Origin of the sequence: Synechococcus sp. BMK-MC-1, assembly GCF_014279955.1 — a bacterium.
In the GTDB taxonomy this organism is placed as follows: domain Bacteria; phylum Cyanobacteriota; class Cyanobacteriia; order PCC-6307; family Cyanobiaceae; genus Synechococcus_C.
The window spans coordinates 976,693-1,001,309 of record NZ_CP047939.1 but is presented as its reverse complement, the minus strand read 5'-3'; the positions used below and the strand labels follow the sequence as shown (position 1 = coordinate 1,001,309).

General features: G+C 60.3%; 34 protein-coding genes and 1 riboswitch. Of the genes, 15 read left to right on the top strand and 19 right to left on the bottom strand.

What is annotated here, in order from left to right:
* Nucleotides 1-95 precede the first annotated feature (95 nt).
* Genes SynBMKMC1_RS05705 through SynBMKMC1_RS05695 form a run of 3 tightly spaced genes read left to right on the top strand, consistent with a single transcriptional unit; the run spans nucleotide 96 to nucleotide 1,401 of the window.
* Nucleotides 96-335 (top strand): DUF2973 domain-containing protein, encoded by a 240-nt coding sequence (locus tag SynBMKMC1_RS05705; RefSeq protein ID WP_186473026.1) that lies wholly within the window; start codon nucleotides 96-98, stop codon nucleotides 333-335.
* Nucleotides 336-344: 9 nt separating this feature from the next.
* Complete coding sequence (locus SynBMKMC1_RS05700) at nucleotides 345-974, top strand: isoprenylcysteine carboxylmethyltransferase family protein (RefSeq protein ID WP_186473025.1); 630 nt, start codon at nucleotides 345-347, stop codon at nucleotides 972-974.
* A 25-nt stretch (nucleotides 975-999) separates the two neighbouring features.
* Entirely contained in the window at nucleotides 1,000-1,401 is a 402-nt protein-coding gene (locus tag SynBMKMC1_RS05695) for an OsmC family protein (protein ID WP_186473024.1), read from the top strand.
* A gap of 15 nt (nucleotides 1,402-1,416) precedes the next feature.
* On the opposite strand, the gene SynBMKMC1_RS05690 is transcribed toward SynBMKMC1_RS05695, so the two are convergent.
* Both SynBMKMC1_RS05690 and SynBMKMC1_RS05685 read right to left on the bottom strand, forming a co-directional pair.
* Entirely contained in the window at nucleotides 1,417-2,127 is a 711-nt protein-coding gene (locus SynBMKMC1_RS05690; protein ID WP_186473023.1) for a 16S rRNA (uracil(1498)-N(3))-methyltransferase, read from the bottom strand.
* A gap of 44 nt (nucleotides 2,128-2,171) precedes the next feature.
* Entirely contained in the window at nucleotides 2,172-2,996 is an 825-nt protein-coding gene (locus SynBMKMC1_RS05685) for a dehydrogenase (RefSeq protein ID WP_186473022.1), read from the bottom strand.
* 102 nt (nucleotides 2,997-3,098) lie between these two features.
* On the opposite strand from SynBMKMC1_RS05685, the gene SynBMKMC1_RS05680 reads away from it, so the two are divergent.
* The 3 genes from SynBMKMC1_RS05680 (at nucleotide 3,099) to SynBMKMC1_RS05670 (ending at nucleotide 5,794) form a co-directional block, all read left to right on the top strand.
* Nucleotides 3,099-3,293 carry a hypothetical protein gene (locus SynBMKMC1_RS05680; RefSeq protein ID WP_011932903.1) on the top strand — a complete coding sequence of 65 codons (195 nt, stop codon included), beginning with the start codon at nucleotides 3,099-3,101 and terminating at the stop codon, nucleotides 3,291-3,293.
* A gap of 5 nt (nucleotides 3,294-3,298) precedes the next feature.
* Nucleotides 3,299-3,446, top strand: a riboswitch (cobalamin riboswitch).
* A complete protein-coding gene (locus SynBMKMC1_RS05675; RefSeq protein WP_186473021.1) occupies nucleotides 3,434-4,090 on the top strand; it encodes a HupE/UreJ family protein in 657 nt (218 codons plus the stop codon). It overlaps the preceding riboswitch by 13 nt.
* Before the next feature lie 75 nt (nucleotides 4,091-4,165).
* Complete coding sequence (locus tag SynBMKMC1_RS05670) at nucleotides 4,166-5,794, top strand: iron uptake porin (RefSeq protein WP_186473020.1); 1,629 nt, start codon at nucleotides 4,166-4,168, stop codon at nucleotides 5,792-5,794.
* A gap of 76 nt (nucleotides 5,795-5,870) precedes the next feature.
* On the opposite strand, the gene SynBMKMC1_RS05665 is transcribed toward SynBMKMC1_RS05670, so the two are convergent.
* The 9 genes from SynBMKMC1_RS05665 to SynBMKMC1_RS05625 form a co-directional block, all read right to left on the bottom strand.
* Entirely contained in the window at nucleotides 5,871-6,959 is a 1,089-nt protein-coding gene (locus SynBMKMC1_RS05665; protein ID WP_255486373.1) for a hypothetical protein, read from the bottom strand.
* A gap of 124 nt (nucleotides 6,960-7,083) precedes the next feature.
* Nucleotides 7,084-7,977, bottom strand: coding sequence for a metal ABC transporter substrate-binding protein (locus SynBMKMC1_RS05660; protein ID WP_186473018.1), 894 nt, complete (start codon nucleotides 7,975-7,977; stop codon nucleotides 7,084-7,086).
* Between the two features lie 60 nt (nucleotides 7,978-8,037).
* Nucleotides 8,038-8,823 carry a metal ABC transporter permease gene (locus tag SynBMKMC1_RS05655; protein WP_011932897.1) on the bottom strand — a complete coding sequence of 262 codons (786 nt, stop codon included), beginning with the start codon at nucleotides 8,821-8,823 and terminating at the stop codon, nucleotides 8,038-8,040.
* Nucleotides 8,816-9,517, bottom strand: a complete 702-nt coding sequence (locus tag SynBMKMC1_RS05650; protein ID WP_011932896.1) for a metal ABC transporter ATP-binding protein — start codon at nucleotides 9,515-9,517, stop codon at nucleotides 8,816-8,818. The genes SynBMKMC1_RS05655 and SynBMKMC1_RS05650 overlap by 8 nt, the downstream gene beginning before the upstream one ends.
* 39 nt (nucleotides 9,518-9,556) lie before the next feature.
* On the bottom strand, nucleotides 9,557-10,924 hold the full coding sequence (locus SynBMKMC1_RS05645; protein WP_186473017.1) for a hypothetical protein: 1,368 nt from the start codon (nucleotides 10,922-10,924) through the stop codon (nucleotides 9,557-9,559).
* Nucleotides 10,921-11,610, bottom strand: coding sequence for a TIGR03943 family protein (locus SynBMKMC1_RS05640; protein WP_186473016.1), 690 nt, complete (start codon nucleotides 11,608-11,610; stop codon nucleotides 10,921-10,923). Before SynBMKMC1_RS05640 ends, SynBMKMC1_RS05645 begins: the two co-directional genes overlap by 4 nt.
* A gap of 15 nt (nucleotides 11,611-11,625) precedes the next feature.
* Nucleotides 11,626-12,585: a permease gene (locus SynBMKMC1_RS05635; RefSeq protein ID WP_186473015.1), complete on the bottom strand. Its 960-nt coding sequence runs from the start codon at nucleotides 12,583-12,585 to the stop codon at nucleotides 11,626-11,628.
* A gap of 15 nt (nucleotides 12,586-12,600) precedes the next feature.
* Nucleotides 12,601-12,942, bottom strand: a complete 342-nt coding sequence (locus tag SynBMKMC1_RS05630; RefSeq protein ID WP_186473014.1) for a c-type cytochrome — start codon at nucleotides 12,940-12,942, stop codon at nucleotides 12,601-12,603.
* A gap of 90 nt (nucleotides 12,943-13,032) precedes the next feature.
* On the bottom strand, nucleotides 13,033-13,329 hold the full coding sequence (locus tag SynBMKMC1_RS05625) for a DUF3721 domain-containing protein (protein WP_255486339.1): 297 nt from the start codon (nucleotides 13,327-13,329) through the stop codon (nucleotides 13,033-13,035).
* 237 nt (nucleotides 13,330-13,566) lie between these two features.
* Here SynBMKMC1_RS05625 and SynBMKMC1_RS05620 point away from each other — a divergent pair, with 237 nt between their 5' ends.
* Entirely contained in the window at nucleotides 13,567-14,658 is a 1,092-nt protein-coding gene (locus tag SynBMKMC1_RS05620; protein WP_186473013.1) for a DMT family transporter, read from the top strand.
* On the opposite strand, the gene SynBMKMC1_RS05615 is transcribed toward SynBMKMC1_RS05620, so the two are convergent.
* From SynBMKMC1_RS05615 to SynBMKMC1_RS05585, 8 genes are all read right to left on the bottom strand, one after another.
* Nucleotides 14,649-15,485: a metal ABC transporter permease gene (locus tag SynBMKMC1_RS05615; protein ID WP_186473012.1), complete on the bottom strand. Its 837-nt coding sequence runs from the start codon at nucleotides 15,483-15,485 to the stop codon at nucleotides 14,649-14,651. The genes SynBMKMC1_RS05620 and SynBMKMC1_RS05615 overlap by 10 nt on opposite strands.
* Before the next feature lie 10 nt (nucleotides 15,486-15,495).
* Nucleotides 15,496-16,239, bottom strand: a complete 744-nt coding sequence (locus SynBMKMC1_RS05610; RefSeq protein WP_186473344.1) for a metal ABC transporter ATP-binding protein — start codon at nucleotides 16,237-16,239, stop codon at nucleotides 15,496-15,498.
* 2 nt (nucleotides 16,240-16,241) lie between these two features.
* Entirely contained in the window at nucleotides 16,242-17,174 is a 933-nt protein-coding gene (locus tag SynBMKMC1_RS05605; protein WP_186473343.1) for a metal ABC transporter substrate-binding protein, read from the bottom strand.
* Between the two features lie 70 nt (nucleotides 17,175-17,244).
* Nucleotides 17,245-17,628 carry an STAS/SEC14 domain-containing protein gene (locus SynBMKMC1_RS05600; RefSeq protein WP_011932885.1) on the bottom strand — a complete coding sequence of 128 codons (384 nt, stop codon included), beginning with the start codon at nucleotides 17,626-17,628 and terminating at the stop codon, nucleotides 17,245-17,247.
* 84 nt (nucleotides 17,629-17,712) lie between these two features.
* Nucleotides 17,713-17,874 carry a hypothetical protein gene (locus SynBMKMC1_RS05595; RefSeq protein WP_186473011.1) on the bottom strand — a complete coding sequence of 54 codons (162 nt, stop codon included), beginning with the start codon at nucleotides 17,872-17,874 and terminating at the stop codon, nucleotides 17,713-17,715.
* A gap of 39 nt (nucleotides 17,875-17,913) precedes the next feature.
* Nucleotides 17,914-18,045 (bottom strand): hypothetical protein, encoded by a 132-nt coding sequence (locus SynBMKMC1_RS14660; RefSeq protein WP_255486337.1) that lies wholly within the window; start codon nucleotides 18,043-18,045, stop codon nucleotides 17,914-17,916.
* Nucleotides 18,046-18,529: 484 nt separating this feature from the next.
* Nucleotides 18,530-18,703, bottom strand: a complete 174-nt coding sequence (locus tag SynBMKMC1_RS05590) for a DUF2256 domain-containing protein (protein ID WP_186473010.1) — start codon at nucleotides 18,701-18,703, stop codon at nucleotides 18,530-18,532.
* Between the two features lie 27 nt (nucleotides 18,704-18,730).
* Nucleotides 18,731-19,081 (bottom strand): hypothetical protein, encoded by a 351-nt coding sequence (locus SynBMKMC1_RS05585; protein WP_222930386.1) that lies wholly within the window; start codon nucleotides 19,079-19,081, stop codon nucleotides 18,731-18,733.
* 338 nt (nucleotides 19,082-19,419) lie between these two features.
* On the opposite strand from SynBMKMC1_RS05585, the gene SynBMKMC1_RS05580 reads away from it, so the two are divergent.
* From SynBMKMC1_RS05580 to SynBMKMC1_RS05545, 8 genes are read left to right on the top strand one after another with little or no spacing between them, the layout of a single operon-like run.
* Entirely contained in the window at nucleotides 19,420-20,436 is a 1,017-nt protein-coding gene (locus SynBMKMC1_RS05580; protein ID WP_186473008.1) for a TerB family tellurite resistance protein, read from the top strand.
* Nucleotides 20,437-20,799: a cation:proton antiporter subunit C gene (locus SynBMKMC1_RS05575; RefSeq protein WP_186473007.1), complete on the top strand. Its 363-nt coding sequence runs from the start codon at nucleotides 20,437-20,439 to the stop codon at nucleotides 20,797-20,799.
* The gene (locus SynBMKMC1_RS05570) at nucleotides 20,799-22,313 is read left to right on the top strand and encodes a proton-conducting transporter membrane subunit (RefSeq protein WP_186473006.1); all 1,515 of its coding nucleotides are present in this window, start codon (nucleotides 20,799-20,801) and stop codon (nucleotides 22,311-22,313) included. Before SynBMKMC1_RS05575 ends, SynBMKMC1_RS05570 begins: the two co-directional genes overlap by 1 nt.
* Entirely contained in the window at nucleotides 22,310-22,759 is a 450-nt protein-coding gene (locus SynBMKMC1_RS05565; protein WP_186473005.1) for a Na+/H+ antiporter subunit E, read from the top strand. The genes SynBMKMC1_RS05570 and SynBMKMC1_RS05565 overlap by 4 nt, the downstream gene beginning before the upstream one ends.
* Nucleotides 22,717-22,998, top strand: a complete 282-nt coding sequence (locus SynBMKMC1_RS05560) for a hypothetical protein (RefSeq protein ID WP_370593944.1) — start codon at nucleotides 22,717-22,719, stop codon at nucleotides 22,996-22,998. Before SynBMKMC1_RS05565 ends, SynBMKMC1_RS05560 begins: the two co-directional genes overlap by 43 nt.
* Before the next feature lie 2 nt (nucleotides 22,999-23,000).
* Entirely contained in the window at nucleotides 23,001-23,324 is a 324-nt protein-coding gene (locus SynBMKMC1_RS05555; RefSeq protein ID WP_186473003.1) for a monovalent cation/H(+) antiporter subunit G, read from the top strand.
* A complete protein-coding gene (locus SynBMKMC1_RS05550) occupies nucleotides 23,314-23,847 on the top strand; it encodes a hydrogenase subunit MbhD domain-containing protein (RefSeq protein WP_186473002.1) in 534 nt (177 codons plus the stop codon). Before SynBMKMC1_RS05555 ends, SynBMKMC1_RS05550 begins: the two co-directional genes overlap by 11 nt.
* On the top strand, nucleotides 23,844-24,503 hold the full coding sequence (locus SynBMKMC1_RS05545; RefSeq protein ID WP_186473001.1) for a Na(+)/H(+) antiporter subunit B: 660 nt from the start codon (nucleotides 23,844-23,846) through the stop codon (nucleotides 24,501-24,503). The genes SynBMKMC1_RS05550 and SynBMKMC1_RS05545 overlap by 4 nt, the downstream gene beginning before the upstream one ends.
* Nucleotides 24,504-24,617: the final 114 nt, after the last annotated feature.

Below are 24,617 nucleotides of genomic sequence, written 5' to 3'. Positions count from 1 at the left end.
ATGGTGGTTTTTGGAGTCGTCATCACGGCCGCTGTCGTTTACGTGCTGTCTCAGCCAACCGACCTGCCTTCACTCAAGAAAAAGGATTAATTTCGATGGCTGGTTCTTTGTTTCCCCTGGTTTACGCAGCTTGCCTACTTTTTCTGCTTCTCCAGGCTTTCAAAATGATGCGTCCGGGCAAAGCTGTAATGGCTCGCGCCATGCAACGCAGTGATCGCACCGGGCTGGTCACAACTCACCCTGAGTTGCTCAACGAACAAGGCGAACTCACCAAAGACGATCTACTTGTTGTGCGTTTTCCCGATCAGGGTTCATTGGAAAGTTCCACGAATTAATAAGTCGTTATGGTCAGCCAGCTCACGGCAATCAACATTGCCAAGATGATCACCATCGCGATTGTGATTGGCTTGATTGCGATCGTGGGCATTTCAGACCAGCGACAGATTCTTTATGCCTGCATGCACATCAGCTACTGCGTGTGGTGGCTCGTTGAGCAACGGATCTATCCGGAACGAAGAACGTTTTTATTCCAGGAAAAGGTTGGCCCTATAGGACTGATCAGCGCCATCTTGATCATCGGTGTGTTTTATTCACTTCCGGCCTTTCTTGCTTTTTTCAACCCAAATCCACTCACCATTGCTGCCACAGCAACGGCGATCCCACTGTTTTACTTCGGCAGCTTGATCAACACGTCTGCCGACGTCCAGAAAATGACGGCGAAAACATTGGGCCGCGATCTGGTGAGTGATGGAATCTGGAGCAAGATCCGCCACGTGAACTACAGCGGAGATCTGATGCGCTATCTCAGTTTCGCTGTAGTTGCAGGTTCGGCCTGGGCCTTTCTTGTCCCCCTGTCGATCGCAGCTCTCTACCTCCAACGCATTGGTGAGAAAGAGACGTCGATGGGCGCAAAATATCCCGATTTCGCGGCCTATCGTCAGCGCACAACCCGATTAATTCCCTGGGTTTGGTAGTCGTTGCAGTCGAATCCCTCACAACATGACCAACATCACCTGCACCTACACCGGTGATCTCCATTGCGAGGCCACTCATTCGGGATCTGGAGCCAGGCTGAGCACCGACGCGCCCCTGGATAACGAAGGCAAGGGAGAAGCGTTCTCCCCCACTGATCTCCTGGCCACTTCGTTGGGCACCTGCATGCTCACAATCATGGGAATCACCGCCCGCAGCCGGGGCTGGTCGCTTGAGGGAGCAAGCGCCAGTGTGGACAAAGTGATGAGCAACGACGGGCCAAGACGCATCGACACCCTGCGCGTCACCCTTCAGCTCCCAGAGCAACTCGATCACGACCAGCATGCACTGCTGCAACGGGTCGCCGAACAGTGCCCTGTGAAACGCAGCATCGTTCCTTTGATCAACGCCGAAATCCACTGGGCATGATCCCGATCCCCGCAGTCACAACGCCTGCGCCAGAACAGTTGTTAATGCAGTGTCCACACTCAGAATTCGACCGCCGAGGTGAACTCTTTGCGCACCCATTTGCTCGGCCAGCGTCAGCTCGAAGGGCACAAAACCACCCTCTGGCCCGATCATCACCACGGCGGGCTGCACCGCAACAGCCGACAAGCGAACGTCGGCGTCCTGGTGAGCAATCCAGCAAGGCCGGCCCTGGCAGATCTCAGGCAACCGGTCCTCAACAAAAGGGCGGAACAGCCGGTGGCGGTGCACCTGGGGAATGATTGTGTCGCTGGAGCGCTCCATTCCCATGCGCAAGGCCTCATCCACCTTGGCATCGGCAAGCAGTGGGCTCTGCCAGTAGCTCTTGTCCACCCGAGCCGTCTGAACCAGATGGAGAGATCCCACACCGAACTCAGCCACGGCGCGCAGGATCCGCCGCAGCATCTTGGGGCGAGGCAAGGCGAGCACCAGGTCGAAACGATGGCGCGCTGGTGGCGGATCCACCAGCTGCACAGTGATCAGCACGGCCTGGGCATCGATGGCCTCGATGCGTCCAGTGCCCTGCTGGCCACCCAGCATTCCAAGCCGCAGGGTGTCCCCTTGCTGGGAGCGCAGAACCTTGCGGATGTGCTCAGCACGGCGATCGCTGAGGCGGACGCGCTGAGCGTCAATCCAGTGGTCGTTGCTGTTGAGCAGGATCAGGTTCATGAAGCTCAATCATGACCTGCGGCAACCGCAGAGGTGGCAACGGCTCAGCTGCAATCCGCAGCAACCCTTCCCCGCATCCGGCACACCATGTCGAGCGGCTGTCCCTGTTCGAGTCCTTCCTGAAGAGCTGTCACCACTCTCTTGGCGATTTGATTGAGCGTGGCCTCCCTCTGAGAGGGATCACGCAGACCGGCCTCCAGCGCCCCCTCCAGCATGCCGATCTCGAGCATCGAGACTCCCTTGCGAGGAGCGCCCAACATGCCGCGATAGTCGTAGGGGTAAGCGCCGAATTCCTTGGCCAGCGCTTCATCCATCACCGAGAACCCAAAGGCCACAGCGGGAATGATTCCAGCGCCGATGCCATGGGGCGCATAGGCGTCGTAATGGATCTCCACCACATAGCCGCCCTTGGCAGCATGTTCAGCGCCAACACTCCAGTTGGTACGGGGATCCTCGCCATTGCGAATCGTGCGCACGCCCGGGTCGTAGAAGGTGATCTCCAGCCCTTGGCGTTGACCCTCCGCCACAACAGCCTTCGCTGTGCGCAGGTTCCAGTAGAGCTCATCGGTCATGCCGGCTTGCATTGGCGCTGCACCACCGATATCAACGGCACGGCCAGGCGTCCCTGACCCATACATCCGCTGGGAATCCGCATGGCCGGCGAGCACCAGAATCGGCATGTCCTTCTTGGGCATGCGATCGCCGACCCAGTTTTTGCCTCGCCCAGGCGTGGGAGGCAGCGGCGGCAATTGAGGTTCCTTGCGCAAAGGCGGCGCAGGCTTCATGCTCTCGAGAATGTCCATCAGCCCGGCCTCCGCAGCGAGCGGTACGGCGAGAACACCCACAAGAGCCAGAGCGATGCGACGCATGCGTTTCAGCGTGAGTGACCCATGGTGCCCGCTTGGCGCTCAGCTGTCACCCCTTGATCCGGCCATGCCCTTGCTAAGTGAAAACAAGATGTGAATGGGACTATGGCGGATTTGATCAACCTGCTCGTGGCCTGGCGCTGGCCTGGCGCCTCGGTTTTGATCGCACTGGCTGTGAGCCGGGCCTTGATCAGCGTGGCCCGCCATGGGATCAGGGTTGAGATCTACACCCGCCAACCCATCCTTGTGGGAACGGGACGGGCACCTTTGCGAGCGGAGGTCGGCAAAGTTCGAATCTGAGATAGCAGGTAAGTTGGTGTGCTGGTTTCAGCGGGGAACAGCCGCTGATGGAAACGGGGAAAGAACGGTGCAAATCCGTCGCTGTCCCGCAGCTGTGAAACTTCGCCACGCGCGAAGTCAGTCAGAACGCCCGCCAGGCCATGTCTCGACGAGGATCGACCTTGACTTTTTCCACCCATGGAGCCACTGCACGGAAGGCAGCCCTGGCGGCAGCCCCCCTGCTCCTGGCTGCATCACTGGCAGCACCCGCCAGTGCCCACCACCCCTTCGGCATGGGTGACAGCACTGGCTTAACGGCCTGGCAAGGACTGCTGAGCGGAATCGGCCATCCGCTTCTTGGCCCTGACCATCTCCTGTTCCTCCTGGCCATTGCCTTCATCGGCTTGCGGCGCCCGATGGCCTGGGTGATTCCACTCCTGGCTGTGGGTCTCGGCGGAAGCGCCCTCTCGCAGTTCATTCCCCTTTCCGATGCCATCGCACCGTGGGCCGAAGCTCTGGTGTCCCTGTCCCTGGTAGCCGAAGGGCTGATCGCGCTCACCCTGTTGCCGGCGCAGTGGCTTCTGCCACTGATCGGTCTTCATGGATTCCTGCTGGGCAGCACCATCGTGGGAGCCGAGCCCACACCTCTGGCCACTTATTTCCTCGGCCTGCTGATCGGTCAGGGCGCCTTGCTGCTGCTGGTCACAGCCTGCTCCAAGGGCGTTGTCGCCAAGCTTGGGGAGCAAGGCCGCCGTCTCAGCGCTGGCATCTGGATGGGCATCGGCCTGGCTTTTGCCTGGGTTGCCTTGATCGACTGAATCACGATTCAGCGCGCGGACGTTTGAAGTACTGATCTCTTTCCGGCCGACATTGTTGATGTCGGCCCTTTTGTTATGAAAAAAAATTGGTTCGCATCCTGCAATGCACTGAGCGTTGCTTTGCTTGGCTCCTGCTGGAGTGTTCAGGCCACTGAACTGAACATCAACGGTGTGTCCGACTACGCCGCCAGTGCATCAGCCAACAGCCGTGAGCAGGTCACCAGCATCACTCAGTTCTCTGATGTGGTTCCCACCGACTGGGCCTACCAGGCACTGAGCAACCTGATCGAGCGCTACGGCTGCGTCGCTGGCTATCCCAACGGCACCTACCGCGGCAATCGGGCCATGACCCGCTTTGAAGCGGCTGCCCTGCTGAACGCCTGTCTCGACCGCGTCACCGAAGTGACCGACGAGCTCAAGCGTCTGATGAAGGAGTTCGAGAAGGAACTCGCCATCCTCAAGGGCCGCGTGGACGGTCTGGAAGCCCGCGTGGGCGAACTGGAGGCCACCCAGTTCACCACCACCACCAAACTTGAAGGACTCACCACCTTTGTGGTTGGAGCCAATGTCTTCGGAGGTGATGCGAATGCAACAGGCGATCAACCGGTGGCCAACCAGAAGCGGGCCAACCGTGAGTTCGGAGCGACATCGTTTAACTACGACACACAATTAACGCTCAACACAAGTTTCACGGGAAAAGACAATCTGATTACGATCCTGCGCGTTGGCAATTTTGATGGCGGCAAGAACGTCTTCGGAGGTTCGTTCCTTCCTCTATCCACATTAGAAACAGCCTTTCAAGAAGGTGATGAGCCCAATATCATTGGGCTCGATCGTTTGTACTATTCATTCCCAGTTGGCGACAACATTGTGTTGACGTTCGGCGGATTGGTGGGCCAGGAAGACATGCTTGGAATCTGGCCCAGTGCGTATCCCTCCGATGCCATTCTTGATGTCACAACCCTCAACGGCGCACCCGGGGCCTACAACAAAAATCTTGGTGCCGGCGCGGGTGTGACCTGGAGCGCCAACGGCTTCAGCGCTACGGCTAATTACGTTGCGGCGTCTGCCAACATCTCCACCCCATCCAAAGGTGGCGTTGGCACAGCCGGAGCTGGCAGCACAGGAACCCTGCAGATCGGCTACCAGCAGGAGCAATGGGGTCTAGCAGCGATTTACACATCCGTGCAGAACACCAATCAGAATGGTGAACCAAATGGGTTGATGGCCTTTGGCACACAATTTGTGCTCGACAGCTACGACAACCCCGGAACCACATCAGCCTTTGGCCTCAGTGGTTACTGGCAACCGGAAACCAGTGGCTGGATTCCATCCATCAGTGCCGGGTGGGGCTACAACGCAACGAGCTACGACTCGACTGTTCTCAGGAGCGTGGATCAATCCACGCTGGTAACGGCCAGCCAATCATGGACGGTTGCTCTGGAATGGAATGACGTTGTTCTGAAAGGAAACAATGCAGGAATGGCCGTTGGCCAGCCAATGTTTGCCACTGAACTTGAAAGTGGTGACACACCCAGAGATGGGAATTACATCTGGGAGTGGTGGTATCAATTCCAGGTGACCGACAACATCAGCGTCACCCCAGCCTTGTTCTACTTAAGCCGTCCATTTGGACAGGAAACCCCATCCGATACAACATTCAACCAGCTTGGAGGTTTAGTCAAAACCACGTTCAGTTTCTAAGCAAAGAGCCTGTTTAATGCACAAAAAAAGAGGGTGTTGGCATGAGACAGCACCCTCTCATTGGAATGAAACAGGATCAGAAGCTAAGCGTCAGTCCAGTGCCCACGTGGTGCTGGAATCCCACTCCCCAGCCATTCCCACCTTCGGTGCTGTAGACAGGTTCCCAATGGGCAAACAACACCACATTCTCAGCAACTGGGTATTCCAGTTCGATCTCACCGCCCCAGTCCGTCCGCTGAGACAGGCCTGAGTAACTGCCTGGAGTGTAGAAACGTGGACCGCCAGACAGAGTGATGTTGAGGAGGTCGACATTGAAGCCGAAGCCGAGCCAGGGGTCGGTGTAATTACCGATAAAGGTGCCGTCGCTTTCCCATCCCGTACGGTTTTCAACGGAAACAAAGATTCCGTCAACCATATCTTCCAGACCATCACCAAGAGCGAAATTCACATCGCCATCGCCAAAGGCATAAATCACCTGAGCACCCACTTCATTTTTCAGGCCAGTACCAAAATCCTCACCCTCATCTCCAGTGACGTAGTAGGGCATCCAAGCCACAGAGAACGCAAGACGCTCGTTCGGTTGATAGCGGGCCTCCAGATATCCCTTGATATCCGTCCGACGGAATGGCGCACCTGAACCATGGGCATGCCCATGGTGGGCATGATCGGAATGATCATCATCGTGATGATCCTCGTCATGGTGACCCTCTGCGTGGTCGCCATGGTCATCATCGTGATGATCCTCATCATGGTGACCCTCAGCATGGTCGCCATGGTCATCATCGTGATGATCCTCGTCATGGTGACCCTCTGCATGGTCGCCATGGTCATCATCGTGATGATCCTCATCCCCATGATCATCGTGGCCCTGTTCAACGTGAACACGGCCGTAGAAGTGTTCAGCTTCACCCCACACCAACGATGGGCCCATGGAGGCTTCGATCGCGAAGCTGCCGTTATTGGGAAGTCCCCATTCCAGAACAACCCCGAATTGGCCATCAATCGCGTAGTGCTGAGGGCGGCCATCCAGATTGTTCTCAAATCCTCCATGACCTTCAATCGTGATGATCGGAGTGGTGCGGAATTCACCAGCAGGCAGTTCTTCACCACCTCCTCCATGACCACCATGGGCCTGTGCACCGCGAACGGAAGCATCGCCAGCCATCAACAGAGCAAGGGTTGAGATGGTGTTGAGTGCAACGGAGCGAAAACGAGCCATTGGGGAAATCGAGAAATGGAAAAAGAGGACTTAAAGAGAAAGTGATGAAAGGGATCAAAGATGAACTCGATCAATTGATCGCAGCCCAGCGCTTCTGCAACTGATCAGCCGCCTTCTGATCGCACGTCCCTCCTTGAGACACAACGAAATTGCACACATTGCCGGTGGCTGTCTGAATCAAACTTTTCCCAGGTGCCTGACCTTCACCGAACAACGGTTGCTTGGCCAATGGCACACCGCTGGAGCGACTGATCCGGCGCATCGTCTTCGCAGGAGGTAGCGCGTCGGGAAAGATCACCTTGGTGCCAGAAGCCTTGATGGCTTTGCTGATGGCACGCAGGCTGGAAGGACGCATCCGACCACCAGTGGCGTACTCGTCAATCACCGGAAGTTCACGGATTCCGTAGCGCTTGGCCAGAAACGAAAAGCCGCGATGGCCGGTTACCAGAACGCGCTGCGCTTCAGGAACCGTACGGATCTGAGCTCCAGTCCAGGTTCCCAAGGCTTTCAACACAGAGTCCATCGCGGCCCGCCTGCGATTGATGGCGCTGTCCTGCTGCCCTTGAAACAACGGCTTCAACCTTGATGCTGTGGTGTTGACCATGGCCGCCGTATTCGACGCGTCGTGCCACAGGTGCGGATCCTTCACCGGATTCTTCGGTACAGCGATCTCACCGATCGACAGCACAGGGCCACCTGCCTTGACGCCATTGAGCGCTGGCGTGAGGTTGTAGCCGTTGAGAAGCACCAGATTGGCCTTACTGAGATTGGTGCGATCGGCAGGACGCAACGCCAGGGTGTGGGGATCCGCGCCAGCAGGAATCAGACAGACCACCTTGGCCTGATCAGCCACCAACGTTTTGGTGATGTCACAGAGCACTCCATCCGCAGCCACCACGGTGGGCACCGAAGCAGCAGCAGCGACCAGGACCCCTGAGGCAGACGGGAGAAGAGGGACGAACAAGAAGACCGAGTGAGTTCTACAAAAATGATAATCATTCTCATTCTTCTGTCCACATGCGCTTCACATGGCGAACTTCAGCCGAGGCAGGCACAAAAGCGCCATGCACACCACCCCGATCAGGGGACCGGGAGGCAGGTTCAGAGGCACCGCCAGCAAAAAACCAATGGCACTGACGGCCAGTCCCATGCAGGCGGACTGCACCATGGCCGCTCTCAGACTGCCCACCCGACGCAAGCCGGGCAGCACAGGTGCACAGAGAAGGCCAATCACCAGGATCACCCCGACCGCTGCCATCGCACTGACAATCACCATCGAGGTCACCAGAGCCTGCATCAATTGCAAACTGCGCACCGGCAAACCAGAGGCTTGCGCACCTTCAGGATCCACGCCAAGAAACACGAGCTGGCGGTAGCGCGTTAGCAACAGCAACCCCATGGCCGCGGCCGCCACCAGCACCCGGGTCAGATCCGACCAGTCCACGATCAGTAGATCGCCGAACAGCAAGCCCTCCAGATCCAGGCGCAGATTGAGGAGAGGAATCAGCAGCACGCCCAGCCCGAGAAATCCAGCCAGCACGGTGTTGATCACCGCTTCCTGGCCAGCCGACTGACCCCGCTGCAACCGTTCCGCCAGAAGGGATCCCAGTAGACCGCTCAGCACTCCACCGATCGCAGGATCCAAGCCGAACGCCACGGCCACTGCAACGCCAGGCAGAACGGCATGGGAGATGAGATTCGCCTGCAACACCCGCCTCTGCGTCACCAGCAGGGTGCCGGTCACCGGACAGAGAACGCCGACGAGCAGGGCCATCAACAGGGGAACAAGCCAGAGATCGATCTCAGTCATGGCAGTGGGCTCCCGGATCGAGTTGATCGCCGAGCCGGTGCCGAATCTGATCAGGCGATCCGTCGGCCAGCACACGTCCATCGAGCACGATCACCCGGTCGTACTGATCGAGAGCCGAGCCCCAGTCGTGACTGCTCACCAGCAAGGTCTGGCCTGCATCAGCCAGTTGCCGCATCAGCTGGAGCAACTGCGCTCGCGAGGGGGGATCAATGGCGGCACAGGGTTCATCGAGCAGCAGCACCCGGGATGGCTGCACAAGCGCTCGCGCCAGCAGAGCTCTCTGCTGCTGACCTCCGGACAGGGCATCCAGGCGACGACCGGCCAGGGCTGTGAGACCGACCCGTTGCAGTGCCGCATCTCTGTCACAACAGCCATAGGACCTGGATCGCACCGATCCAAGATCCACGAACTCCCGCACCGTGATCGGAAACGACCAGTCAATCCGTCCCCGCTGGGGCATGAGCACCACTTGATCGCGGCACATCTGCACAGGAACGCCATCGCAGAGCACCTGACCGCCCGTGGGGGAGAGCTGCCCCTGCAACAGATGCAGGAGGGTGGATTTCCCGGCGCCATTCGCACCCACCAGGGCCGTGAGCGTGCCTGGTTGGAGTGTCAAAGACACATCTTGCAGAACGACGCGATTGTCAAAAGCAGCCGACAACGACTCGGCAACCAGGGGAGCGCTCCCCATCCATCATGAGAACGATTCCCATTCAACCTATCGAGGCCTTCAGGATCTGCCAGTCCAGGCCCCACCTGCAGGGAGCCAACGGGCCAGCACCCCAGGCTGGTCCAGAACGGTCAGATCCAACGTGCGTCCGCTGATCAGGGCCACCCGCCCGGCATCATCGTCCCCGGGGCGGCGCAGCACCGTGAGCAACTGGTCGCTCACCGGATCAAAGTCGAGTTCAGCTCCGGAGCTGAGGCGCCAGTTGTCGAGGGATCGATTCAGAAGGATGCTGCCTTCGGCATCAAGCAGCAGAATCCGGTCTCGGGCCTGCTGTCCCGCCTCGCGAAGCACGAGCCACAACCGCTCGCCACCGTTATCGCAGGCGGCAGCCATCACACCGGCTTCGCCAATCCACACCTGCCGTGGCGGACGCCCGGGAATCACCAGCTCAACCGAACGGCGGTAATCAGGCCAGTGCCTGACCAATACGGCACGGCCAGACCCGGAACAGAACGCTTTCACCTCACGGCTGCCGGGCAGCGTCTGCAAAGGGGTAGCTCCTTGCTTGGACTCCAGAGGCAACAGCGCAAGTCCATCGAAGGAAGGAAGCACCAGGCCCGTGCCATCGGGGAGCAAGCGCAAGGCGCCACTGGCCTCAAGCGCAAGGCGACGACGATCGGAGCCTTGCTCAAGGATCCAGATCCGGTCGCTCCCGGGTTCAAATCCCCCGAGCTGAATCAAGAGATCACCGCGCTGATTGGCGCTGAGATGCGCGAACAGCAATGAACCTGATTCCAGGGTCTGCAGCTGGCCCAGGTCAGGGTCGCCCAGCCCTGATGGCACGGCACTGAGAGAGCGCTGATCGATCCTGCGGAACAGCACCTGCTGGGTGGTCTCGGCGTCATCGCCCACCACTGCCACACCACTGCCATCACCCAGGGGCTCCACCTGGAGGATGCGCTGCTGCGCAGGCATCAGGGCACGCCAGCGACCATCACGTTCACGCATCAGCAGCCGCTCACCGTCGTCCCCGGGTGCCACGGCCAGCAGAAACGGCCGGGGATCCCACCACAACGATTGCGGCTTCATCGGCAGACGGCGCAGATCCCGGCCACGCAGATCGAGCCGCAGAGGCCCTGACACAGGGTCGCCAGACTTCAGAAGCAGCCGCATCCGGGTCTGCCGGCCGAGCCAGCGATGGGGAGACTCGGGTACAAGAGGACTCTCGGCCACCGTGGCGCGATCCATCGGGCGGCTGAAGGTCACATCCAGAGCGGCGGCACCGGAGCGGAGCGGTTGCACCGCCACCGCCAGCAAACGGGGCGGCCTCCGCGCCAGCAGCTGTTGCTGCAGCAGCGCCACTCCGGCCAGCAGCGTCAGGCTGGCCGCGAGCCAGCGCCCTTTGGATTGAGCGAATCGGCCTGTCATGGCTCCAGGGGGCGTGCCGGCCGGGGAATCGACTTGATGCTGGTGGGTTTCACCACATTCGTCGGCACGCCGTTGCGGTCCTGAACCGTCATTGTTCCCTCGATCTCTAGCCATTGATCCGGCTTTGGATCCGTTCCCTCAGGCCAGTCCACAGGCAGGCCGGCGGGCGTGGCGTCCGCAAGGCAGCAACGCACGGTGAGACGGGCCAGCTGGGGAGGTTCCCCAGGCCGCGCCAACACGAAGCCACTGATGCGCAGTGGATCTCCAGCATGCAGATCCGGATCAGGCTGACTGCGCAGCAAGCGCACCCATTCCGTCAGGGTGCGTTGCTCGGGGGGCAGGAAAAAACTGAGCTGGGGCGCTTCAGGAAGGCTGTCCTGGCGGTTAGCTGCCAGATCACTGAAGGAGGGGGCCGGGGGGACCGCCAGCATCAGCAGGGCCACGCCCAGTGACAGCAGCACGCCCAGTGGAACTGGACCAACCGGGCGGGTTCGGGCCCTGCCCATCTGGATCAGCGCCAGCAGCAGCAGAACAGCCCCGGCTGCCGTCACCACAGGGTGAAAGGCCGCATTGAGAAGCAGATCCAAACGTCCGGAGGCACTGCTCCAGAGCAACAGCCAGCCCCAGAGCCCCAAGGCCAGAGGCGTCATCCAGGGAGACCGGCGCAGGCGTTGCAGGAGAGACATCAAACGGCAACCAACTCAGAGCTGAAGAAAATTGACCCACTGACCGATCAGCAACACCAGCAATGACGCCGCCACTGCAGTGATGGCAATCGCTCTGGGCGTGAGCAGCACAGTGAACAGTCCAGCCAGTTTGAGGTCAACGACAGGACCGAGAAGCAGAAACGCCAGCAGGGCTCCAGGGGTGACCTGGGCGGCAAATCCCAGGGCGAGGAAAGCATCCACACTGGAGCACACCGACAGCACCAGGGCGAGCAGCATCAGGGCGATCACCGACAGGGTGGGGGCACTGCCAAGGGCCAGTAGCCAGCTGCGGGGCAACCAGGTTTGAACCACCGCGGCCAAGGCACTACCCAGCACAAGCAGGGTGAGAAGACTGAGAAATTCCCGGGTGCTGTGGCCGAGCAAGGCTCCGGCTCCCAGCCGCTCGGCAGCTGTTGACGCCTCAGGCATCGCTGCGCTGCCCCCCACCAGACCACTGCCACGCTCGAGCAATCCCACCCGCGACAGCGGTTGGGTGAGGCGCCTCTCCTCCAGCAGAGCCGGCTCCAGGAGTTGGGATTCAGCCAGCATTCCCAGCAGCATGCTGAGGGCCAGGGCGATCAGGAACGCACCCAGAGGCCGGGCCCAGAGCAGCCAGGTTTTATCGGGAAACGCAGCCCAGGTGCTGGCCAGCACGATCGGATTGAGCACTGGCGCTGCGAAAAGAAATCCAAATCCCGTTCCCAGGGGCGCTCCGCTGGCCAGGAGCCGCCTGGCCACAGGCACATTGCCGCATTCGCAGGCCGGCAGAGCGAAGCCGAGGAGAGCCCCCACAATCGGTGCGAGAACGGGATGGCGCGGAAGCCGGCGCACCCAGGCCGACTGGGGAACGAGCCACCGGGCGATCCCGGCAATCGCCACTCCCAGGAGAAGGAAGGGAAGGGCCTCAATCAGCAGACCTTGGAAGATGGCCCAGGCCGTGGAGGCACGTGTCATTCCCAGCTCCTGGTGTCAGCTCCAACCTTGAGACGATTGCTCTTCCACGTAGGCAGCAACGTCGGCGATTTCCGACTCACTGAGCACATCCACGAAAGCGGGCATGGCGTTGCGGCCGTAGGTGACCTGGGCCACGATCGCTGATTCATGGGCGCCGAGATAATTGGGAAGGTGGGCCTTGAGATCAGCTTCCTGCAGGGTGCGCTCCGCCTTGATGATGTTGCCGCCGCCTGCATGGCAAGCGGCGCAGTTGGTTGTGAAGATCTGACCGCCACGCACGGTATCGGTGGCATCGGCGGCAAGAGGCGCAACCAAGCCAATCAACAAAGCCAGAACGAACGAAGCAACGAAGCGCATGACGGGGCAGACGACTGAACTGATTGTTCAGAGCCTCTGGGAAGGATTCACGACGCGATCAGATGATCGTCATGCAATGACACGCCTGGGTCAGCCACCCATGCCGTGACCATGACTCTCGCAGGGCATCCACTTGCTGCCCATGGCATGGGCACCCTTGCATCCAAAACCGGGGGCAGCGGCCTCGGCTTCCTCCCGGGTATCAAACATGGCTTTCTTGCCGCCTGCACTCTGATCGGGGTCTTGTGGTTGACCCGACAACACCATGCCGCTGTGATCATCACCGGGCACGTGATGGGCACGAGCCGATGCAACACCCACCAGGGTGAGCAAGCCCAGGAGCGCCATTGCACTTTTGAGCCTGAAACGGGTGGACTTGAATTGCATCGGCTGCAATGAAAGGTTGAAGGCCCCCATTCTCCATCAGGAACGACAGGAACGAGGATCCCTGTCACCAATCAGCGCGCATCGAACGGTGCCGAAGAGTGGTGGAGAACGATCCGCAGCGTGCCATTCATCTCGCGCACGAAGGTCCACGTTTTCTCCACAACGCCCGCAATTCCCCAAATCCACCACTCCCTGATTGCGCAACTCTTGGCATGGTGTTGACGTCACCCAACGGACATGCGTCGCTACTGGACCGGTCTCCTAGCCGCCGTGTTGTTCGGCTGCAGTGCTCCATTGATCGCGGAGCTGGCCTCTGAGGGTGGCCCCCTGGCCGTCACCGCCCTGCTTTACCTCGGTGCCAGTGCCGTTCTGCTGCCCCTGCACCACCTGCGTTCCCGCGCAAAGGCAACAGGGAGCACAGAGAACGCAGCGGAAGAAACACCGGTTCAGGCTTCCGACTGGCCGAGCCTGGCCCTGCTCACGCTCCTGGGGGGAGTGGTCGGCCCCCTCTGTCTGGTGCTGGGGCTGGAACGGCTCTCCCCCGCCACAGGGTCGCTGATGCTGAATCTGGAAGCGTTGTTCACATTGATCGTTGCCGTGCTGATCGGCCGCGAGCACCTGGGTCGGCGCGGAGTCGGCGCAGCCGCACTCACCCTGGGCGGAGCCTTGATCCTGAGCGGAGGCCACCTGGATGGCGGATCGCTTGGCGGGGTGGGGTTGATCGCCCTGGCCTGCCTGGCCTGGGGGGTGGACAACAATCTCAGCCAGGCCCTCAGCCTGCGTGATCCCCTGCAGATCGCCTGCATCAAAGCCTTGGGAGCCTCCCTGCCATTGCTGGTGATGTCAGCCCTGTTCCAGCAAGCCTTCCCTCCGATGCGGAGCAGCCTGACGTTGCTGGTGATTGGAGCCCTGGGCTACGGCATCTCGATCTGGCTGGATCTGATCGCGCTGCGGCAGCTTGGGGCGGCACGGGAAGCCGTGCTGTTTGCCACAGCGCCCTTTGTTGGAGCCGTGTTTGCCGTGGCGGTGCTGGGCAGTGCCGTGAGCAGCGCCCTGGTCCTCGCAGCGGCACTGATGGCCGCTGGCGTGGTCCTGCTGATCGGTGATCACCACAGCCACCGGCATCACCACGCGGCGATGCATCACAACCACCGCCATCAACACAGTGCGGAGGATCCCGATCCCCATCACCAGCATCAACATCCCGGTGGAGCGCCGCTGTGGCATGCCCATGAACACGCGCATGAAGCGATGCAGCACACCCATCCACACGTGAGCGACCTCCACCACCGCCATGACCACGACCCTTCAGAACCGCCTCAGGCCTGAGGGTTTCCACGGCGCAACACGCCATGACGCGGTGCCAGAAGGAAGGCCAACAGGAAAAGACCGGTTTGCACAAGAACGATGCATCCCGCCGTGGAGCTGTCGGTCCAGTAGCTCACATAAACCCCCAACAGACTCGACAGCACACTGCTGCCGATCGCCAGCCAGGTCATGCGATCAAAGCGATCCGTGAGCAGATAGGCCGTGGCTCCGGGGGTGACAAGCATGGCCACCACAAGAATGATGCCCACCGTCTGCAGTCCGGCCACCGCCGCCAACGACAGCACCGAGAGAAGCAGGTAGTGCAGGGCACCCGTGTTGATCCCGATCGAACGGGCATGGGTGGGATCAAAACAGAAAAGCAGCAGATCCCTGCGGAAGAGCAGCAGCAACACGATCACCACGCTGGAGATCAGCACGGTTTGGAGGATGTCGGCGGAGGAGATCCCCAGCACATTGCCGAAGAGGATGTGGGTGAGGTCGATGTTGCTGCGCGTCTTCGACACCAGCACCAGCCCCAGGGCGAAGAAGCCCGTGAACACCAATCCGATCACTGTGTCTTCCTTGATCCGCGACTTCTGCTTCACGAAGCCGATGGTGGCCACCGACCCCACGCCGAACACGAAGGCACCGAGAGAGAAGGGAAGCCCCAGCGCATAAGCGAGCACCACTCCCGGCAGCACCGCATGGGAGACGGCATCGCCCATCAGAGCCCAGCCCTTGAGGGTCATGTAGCAGGAGAGCAGACCGCAAACCCCTCCCACCAGGGCGCTGATCAACAGCGCCTTGAGCATGAAGGCGTGGCTGAGGGGTTCCAGGAGAAGATCCATCGACCCAGTCTCAGGGAGAGCTGTTCCCTGTGAGCAGATCTGGGGGCACGCCGCCGAAAGTCAGGGACAGATTTTCGGGTGTGAACACTTCCGATGTTTCGCCATAGGCCAACACGGTTTTGTTGATGAGCACCACGAGATCACAGAAATCCCGCACGTGGGTGAGATCGTGGGTGGAAATCAGAATCGTGCATCCCTCCCGGCGGAACTGCAGAAAGAGGTCGGCCATCAATTTCTCGGTGCGCACATCCACGCCGTTGAACGGTTCGTCGAGAAGCAGCACATCAGCACGCTGCGCGATGGCACGGGCGATGAAGGCACGTTTGCGCTGGCCACCGGAGAGCGTGCCGATCGGGCGTCGACTAAGCTCCAGAAGATCCACCCGTTCGAGAGCATCGCGAACGGCCACCCGATCGGAACTGCGGGGGATGCGCAGGGCGTTCATCGATCCATAGCGGCCCATCATCACCACATCCCAAACCGATACTGGGAATTGGCAGTCGACTTCTTCGCTCTGGGGCACGTAGGCCACGGACTGCTGGCGCTGAGCCTCAGCGATGCTGCAGCCGTTGATCCGGATCCGTCCCCGCGATGGACGAATGAACCCGGTGAGGGCCTTGAACAGCGTGGACTTACCGGCACCATTCATGCCCACTAGTCCGCAGATGCATCCAGAGGGAAGCTTCAGCGAGGCGTCGTACAGCGCCACCGTGCCGTTGTAATCCACACAGAGCTGCTCAGCAGCGATGCGCATCGTCATGGCGTTGGATCGACGGATGTCCCCAGTCCTTCTCGGATGAGTTTCACATTGTGGCGCTGCAGATCGAGGAGGGAGGAGGCAGGACCGTTGCGATCCGATAAGGAATCCACGTAAAAACTGCCGCCAAAGCGACTGCCAGCGGCACGGGCCACCTCCCGTTGGGCCCGATCACTCACCGTGGTTTCACAGAACACCGCCGGAACCTGGTCACGCTTGACCCGTTCAATCAGCCGGGCCATGCGACGCGGCGTGATCTGACTTTCAGCATTCACCGGCCACAGATAGGCCTCCTCCAGCCCGTAATCGCGTGCCAGGTAACTCAAGGCCCCCTCACAGGTCACCAGCAGGCGCTGTTGCTTCGGAAGTGATTGCAGGGCTTGCCGCAGTTCGCCATCAAGCTTTTGGAGTTTGAGCTTGTACGCCTCGCCATTGGCCCGGTAGGTCGGCGCACCGTCTGGATCAAGGGAGGAAAAGACTTTCACGAGTTGATCCACGTAGTGCTCGGTGCGCTGCGGCGACATCCAGGCATGGGGATTGGGACGGCCGGCATAGGCATCGTCCTCGATCAAGAGCGGCTGAATCCCTTCCGTGAGCGTGACTGAGGGAACATCGCCAGCCGCGGCCGTGAAGCGGCGCGCCCAGAGCTCAAGCCCCAAGCCGTTCTCCACAATCAGATCAGCGCCAGACGCCCGTTCGATATCACTGGGCGTGAACTCGTAGCCATGGATCTCTGCACCGGGCTTGGTGATGGATTCCACTTTCAAGCGATCACCCGCCACGTTTCTGGCCAGATCAGCCAGCACAGTGAAGGTGGCCAGAACCCTGGGACGCTGATCCGGGTCCTTCAGAGATCGTTGCGGCTCACGAGGCGTTGCACAGGCTGCCAGCAGGCAACAACCGACCAGAGAAGACACGATGGTGCAACGCATCAGGGCGCTACGCAGAACGCGACTCGGCAAGGGCGACTGAAGATTGTTCTTGAATTTAAGGGGGCGAAACCTACGCACGGATCCAGGCATCCGCCGATGCCCGATCCTCGAAATGACGCAACTCGCCTGGCATCAGCAGACCGACCACTGAGCTCAGCAACGTCAGCCATCGCGCTTCTGTGATCAGCGCCACACGCTCCACATGGCGCCCGTGGCGGAGTCCGAGACGAAGATCATCCACAGCGGCCTGCGGTTCCCATCCCACCAGTTCACGGGCATCGAAAACGAGCCGCAAGCGATCACCTGTCTGTTCGGCGATGGCGGCCTCGAGCTGGGGGATGAACTCCTGATAGTCCTGATGACTGAGGCGGCCCCGGGCAAACACGGTGATCACGGATCCATGGGCCACATCCACCGATTCCAATGTGAAGCCATGGGAGGAGGTCACTGTCATCTCATTCACTGCAACTAATCGTTGTTGTAGCCCCTCGCGCTTCACACCAAACAGTCCGAGAGGTGGGGATCTCCACCCAGCCAATTAATCATTGAAGTCGTTGTCGTGTTTGTTCATCGCTTCAATCACCAGATCATGAATCAAAAGCTGGGTTTCCATTCCGCTGTGATGCACAACCAAGCGCTGGATCGCGTAGTAAACAATCAACATCAGCGGAAGCATCAGCACACAGAGGATCTCAAACATCACGCCACCCTTGAAGCCAATCGCCCTCGCTCAGTCGTTTCAGAGAATCGGATGATTGATGCGATAGCCAACCATGGTGATCGCCACCATCAACAGCACAACAGCAAGAGATCCCACCCAGTCAACGTGAGCGATCGCTTGCACAAAAAGCTGTGAAATGTTGGTTGACATCTGCAATCTTCCGAACCCCGCAAGCCCATTCAACCGCCACCTGCAGAATCGGCACAAGAGCAGAGAACCGGCACTTCACATCTCTTCACCCAGGCCCTGCGAGCAAGGACAGACCAGCAACCGGCCCTCGACAACTGGCACAGTGACAGTTCAGGCGGGAGAGTGCATTTGTGTGAGGAACCGGCAACCCCAAAGAGTCGAAACAAGGTCAGACGTCTTTGTGTTGCCGGCCCTAAACCCTGCCTTTCGGCGGGGTTTTTTTGTTGCGACTGGGCAGCGTTCTTTCATTGAGGTGCACCGAACACCACATATGGGGCATTCAAGAAACCAAGCGCCAGAGCAACTGCAAATTTATTCATTGACCCCCTTGTCCACACCAGATCTGGGGCTTGCGCAAATCCTCACGCCAGGCCTACTGATAACTGCAAGATTGGCACTGGAGACACTTCTCTCTAGCGTTCATTCGACGGCCGGGTGATGGGTTTCACGAAGCCGGCGAAGAATCCTCCGACGTCATGGCGGAGGATTTTTTATGCCGTCTGCAGCGCTCCGAGCAGTACTTCACGTCGTCCCACACATCCTTCCACTTGCGCCGCCACTGGAAAGGGCGCCCGCACACAGGACAGATCTTGCTGGGGCGATCGCGGGGACGGGTCATCTGTTGATCAAAAACGCTGGATCGTGATCAGTAGCAGTGCAGGCGCACCAGCTCCACCACATGCCGGGGATCGCGTTCTAGCTGATAGGCCTCTTCTTCAGCCGCGGCCACGCTGGGTGGCTGCTCTGAAAGAAGCAGGGCATAGGCGTCGGTCTGCAATCCACCCCCGGCACAATCCTGGGCTAGGTGAACCATTTCATGGGCAAGGGTTTCCACAGCCCGAGCCTCGGTGTTCACAAGAGCGGTGGATAAACAGAACACATTGGAGCCGGTGAAATACTGGCCAGCCTTTTTCACCCCATCACAGAAGGGGCGTTCGATCAGCATTGCCCCTGAAGCCACGGCAACCGACAGGAGTAGGGAATACAAACCAGCCACCGCGTGACAATTCCATGCCGATCCGATTAAAGTCAAGACACGTTGAGCCTTCGGGCTGCAGTTCGTTTCACACCAAGCAACGGGGGTGTGAACACTGTGGAGTTCAGCGATGAACACTCTTCAACTGACGAAATCTCGCCTTGTCAAAGCTGAGGCCCTTAGAAAGGCCCAACAGCTGATGGCAAAAGATCAGCGCGACGCTGAATCACTGGATGCCAATCAGCCCGAAAAGGCTGAACGCAAAACCACTGAGCTGCGGTATCGCGGCTACCGCTACAGCATCTGAGGCTGTTTCTCACCCCATGGCTATCACTGGTGGATGAGCGCCGGTGATCGCCATGGTCATTCATCCCGGACGTCCCCTCAGCAGCGAGCTTCGGCGTTGTCTGGCGGAGAGCGGATTGTCATGTCTGATGACAGTGGCGCGCCTGCGGGGTGAGCCGTCTCAACGTGCTTTGGCTGGGATCTGCGCCATCCGCGACCACCTTCTTCAGGTGGACTGCGATCTACAACAGCGCCAAAGCCTCACGCCCGCGGCCATGGCGCAGGCGGTCAGTGCCTGTGATCCCGATCCTGAATGGAAAGAACGGATCCTGCGGGGGATGACGCTCGTCGCCATGTTCGATGGTGAGCCTGACTCCGAGATCCTCTCCCTGCTGGATGCTGCTGCCGAGGCGTTCGGGGTCGATGCCCGACCGGTGAAGACCTACAGGAACGTGATGCTGGATCGCCAGATGATCGTTCGCTTTGACATCGTCCGACGTGGTTTTTTGCGGCAGGCCATTGAAGCCACGGTGCGTGATGGTGGGCTTCCCGCGTTTGCATCAACCCTCAAGGTTCTCAGCGGCCATGAGGACCGCAGCATGCTCGAGCGCTTCAAAACCCTCCGCGGCTATCCACCCGGAAGCTTCGGCAAAGCCTATGCCGACTTCATCGAGCGCAACGACTTCGCATTCCCTGGAGCAACGGGAGGACCTCCACCACCGGTGTTTCGCCATGACTGCTGCCATGTGCTCGGAGGGTATGGAACGACGGCCGCCGAGGAAGGCGGTGTGGTGGGCTTCCAGGCCGGTTTTGAGCGCCTCGATCCCTTCGATGTGATCATGTTTGTGATGGCTGAGTTTGAACTCGGCATCGGCGTCTCTCCGTTCATCCCGGGGGAATGGAAACAACTGGATCCCGACAGGGTCTTTGCAGGCCTCGAGCACGGAAGTCATGTGAACACCGACCTGATTCGCGACATCGATCCCTGGGATCACTTCAGTGACCCGCTCGCGGTGGTGAGGGATCGATTTGCAATCCCTGCAAGGGGTCGCAGCCCCCAGTACCCCGAGCCGTTAGCGGTTAATCATTAAGTGGCCACCATCCGCCTCCTGGAGCTGCTGATCCTGCTCAGCCTGCTGAGTGGATTTCTCGGACTGCTGCTCCGCCGCAACCTCTACCTGAAGGTTCTGGCCATGGATGTGATGGGCGGATCGGTGGTGTCGTTGTTTGTTCTTTTCGCGGCCCGCACGGGTCTGCGCAGTCCAATTCTCTCCAACGGCGAGACCGATCAGGCCCTGGCCGCTGTCGCAGACCCGATTCCCCAGGCCGTGATTCTCACAGCCATCGTGATCGGGCTCTCCAGCCAAGCCCTGCTGCTGGTGGTGATCAGCCGCCTCTCCGTGCGCGACCCACTGCTGGACGTGCGCACCTTTGACAGTGAGGACCCGTGCTGATGACCCCTGAGGCGATTCTGGTGTCCTTGCTCACCCCAGCGGTGGTGGTGGGCTGGCTGCTGGCGCCTTATCTGCTGGCCTTTTTCGGTGCTCTCGTACCAGAGCTGGGAGAATGGCCCCTGCTGCTCTGCTGTCTGGCCACGGTGCTGATGGCCCTGCCCTCTCTGCTGCTTGGCGAGAGCATCAGCCTCAACCTGATCGGCAGCAACGGCATCAGTTTGAGCATCGATGCCACAGCGGCCTGGTTTCTGCTGCTCAATGGCGTGGTGCTGGGCGCCACCCGACTGGCCAGCCGCAACCTCGAGGGTGCCAGTGGCCCCCTGGTGCCTGCCGTGATGCTCGGAGGACTGAACACCTGCTTCGTGGTGACAGACCTCATCAGTCTTTATGTCGCCCTGGAAGTGGTGGGCATTGCAGCGTTCCTGCTGCAACTGCGCCGGGAGGCACCGCGTTCGTTCTGGATCGCGCTCCGGTATCTGCTGGTCGCGAGCACGGCCATGACCCTGTATCTGATCGGCACCGGACTGGTGTATGTGCGCACTGGCAGCTTCAGCATGGAGGCTTTGGCAGGCCTGGAATTGGGCAGCGCCCAGGTGCTGATTCTTCTCGGCCTCTTCAGCAAGGGCGGACTGTTCCTGCCAGGGCTCTGGCTGCCTCGCAGTCATGCAGCCGCCAGACCGGAAGTGGCCGCATTGCATTCAGGGGTTGTGGTCACCGCCGGGGTTCTGCCTCTGTTGCGACTGATGCAGATCGACCCAGGACTGACTCCCCTCGTTCGCTGGATCGGCATCGCCAGTGCGGTGCTCGGCCTGTTGCGGGCGCTCACCGAAACCGACCTGCGCCGACTGCTGGCCTGGAGCACGCTGTCCCAGATGGGGCTTGTGGCCCTCTCACCGATGGCCGGAGGACTGATGGCCTTCGCGCATGGACTCGGCAAAGCCCTGTTGTTTCTGATGAGCGGAGGCGTCGACTCCACCGACCTCAACAGCTGGCGTCAGCGTCCCCTGCCGGCCAGATTGCAGGTTCCCCTCTGGATCGGATCCCTCTCCATCGCCGGCTTCCCCTGGTTGATAGGGTCCATCGCCAAATCGGAGCTGGAGTCTGCGTTGCCACCGTTCTGGGCCGCGGCCGTGCTCTTGGCGTCCATCGGAAGTGTGGCGGTGTACGCCAGGCTCTGGGGTGCTCCGTGGTGTGCCCCCAACGGGAGCAACAAAGGCAGCCACGCTGTCCTGTCACCGTCAGGGGGCAGCATCACCCTGCTCGTGGTGGTGCTGATCAGTGCATCGGCTCTGATCAGCCTCGCCGTTGCTCCCAGCCACGACGCTGAGAAGCTCGCCGTGACCGGACTGATCTTCGCCCTCGGCCTGCTGTTGGACCGGGGTCTGCAGCGGTGGCGGCCTGCACTGGAACGTCGCTGGCCGGATCTGGAATCACTCCAGGATCTGATCGGCAGCCTGGCTGTGGTTGGAGCCGGAATGCTCCTGAGCCTTCATGTCATGGAGGGATGGGGATGACCGTGGTGTTCAGCCTGGGGTTCCGGTTGCTGCTGTGGGTGTTGCTCACAGGGGAAACCAACAGAACCAACCTGCTGTTTGGCCTGCTGGTGGCGATTCTTCTGCCACGAGCGCACCACCACGGCGGACGGGTGGCACCGCTGCTCAAGGCAATCGGCCAGAGCCTGGTGGCCATTCCCCAGGCCTACGGCGAAGCAGTGGCGTTGATCGTTGCCGGTGGGCGCGAACACTGCGATGAAACCGAGCATCGCGCCAGTGGTACCGCCACACCGCTGGTGGTGTTTCTGGAACTGCTGGCGATCACGCTCACACCCTTCACCCTGGTGCTCGACCTGGTGCGCGTTGAGGATGCCGAGAAGGGATCGCACCATCGCTACAGGATTCACCGCTTACGCCCTGCACCATGCCGGGGGCAGACGCCGACTGGCGGGAGAACACCGCAATGACCTTGTTGCTCTGGGGCATGGTGATCGCCCTGTTGATTCCGATCGCGCTTCTCTGCCGCAACGGCAGTGTGTGGGACCGCCTGGCGGCGTTTGGAAGCATCGGCACCAAAGTGGCGATGCTGGCCATGGTGGTGGCCGTGATGCGCGGCGATCGCATGATCGCCTTGGTTGGCGCCTTGATGCTCAGCGCCGGTGACGCCGGAATGCTTTTGCTGGCCAGGCTTCTGGAGGAGAGATAACCATGAGTGTTGTGCTTCTGAAGGAGGCTGCAAGCCTGCTGTTGCTGTTTGCGGGACTGTTTCTCTGGTTCTGGGGCAGTTGGCCTCTGCTGGAGGTGCGTCCCCTGCTCGACCGGTTGCACAAGCTCACGGTTTCCGACTCCCTCGGGTCGCTGCTGATGCTGTTGGGGCTTCTGATTCGACGTCCCGACTGGTGGCCTCTCTACGGCCTGGCCATGCTGGGACTGATGCTCTGGAACACGATCTTTGGGTACGTGGTCGCCCGGGGGGTTCACCAGAGCCGACGGCTGAATGCCAAAGCGCAGGAGCTGGGTGATGCTTCCTGATTTCGATCTCTCCCTGTTGAGTCTTCAAGGCTCCCTCGGGCTGCTGTTGCCGATCACCGCGTTGCTTCCGCTGGTGTCCGTGCTGATGGTCTGCCAGGACAACCCCTATCAGGCCCTGATGCTGCGGGGCGTCTTTGGATCAGTGGCCACACTGCTGTATGTGCTCCTGGGTGCACCGGATGTGGCTCTCACCGAGGCGATGGTGGGAACCCTGCTGTCCACCACCCTTTATGTGATTGCTCTGCGCTCGTCGATGACCCTCCGCCTCGAGGATCGGCGCAGCACCGAAATGGAGCCATCAGCCGACGCTGAAGCCCAGGTTCTGAACCAATGGATTCAGCCCATGCACCTGCGACTGAGGCTGGTTCGGCAGGGCGCAGCCCCCCACGGATGGCTGGAGGATCAAGGTCGACTCACAATCCTGCAGCCATCCCTGAAGCAACGCCTCCAGAACACCCCCGGCTTCGAGCATTGGCGCAAGAGCGGTGGGGTGCTGATCACACCAGAGGAGCAGATCCCATGATCTGGCTTTATGTGCTGGCTGCCATCGCCCTCTTCGCGGCACCGCTGACGGGACCATTACCTCAGGTGGGGGGCATGGGTGAGCTGATCCGTGGGCTGGCGGCCGAGGGGGACGTGCCCAATCTGGTGTCGGGGGTGATCTTGCACATCCGCTTGTTCGACACCATCGGCGAAGTGGTGGTGTTCACCTTGGCGTCCATCGGTGTGCGCATGCTGCTGCATGACGAACCTCTTCGGAGACGGATCAGGAGCCTGAGCGACATTCCCTCGCGCGTGGTCTGCGAACAGGTGGCAACGCTGGCCGCCCTCGTGGCAATTGAGCTGGCCGTGCGAGGCCACCTGAGCCCGGGCGGTGGATTCGCCGCAGGGGTTGCCGGCGGCACCGCCATCGGTCTGGTGCTGATCAGCGGCGGAAGTGAACGCAGTCGCCGGCTCCACGAACGCTGGCATGCAGATCTTTGGGAAAAGGCGGCGGTGATGGGTTTTGTGGTTCTCTCCTTTCTGGCCCTCGAAGGACTATCGCCAGGAGCTGGTGAGTTCGGAAGCCTGCTGAGCGGAGGCTGGATTCCGCTGCTGAATCTGCTGGTGGCCCTGAAGGTGACCCTGGGCTCCTGGGCGATGATCCAGCGCTTTGTGCAACACCGCGGCCTCCTTTGAGCTTTAACAAATTGCAGGTGCGCGACTGCTGACAGACGGGTGCAAGCGTGTGATTTGCAACAAATCGTTTGATTAAGACCCGTACCTTGCGTGCATCCGCAACCGGAGATCGCG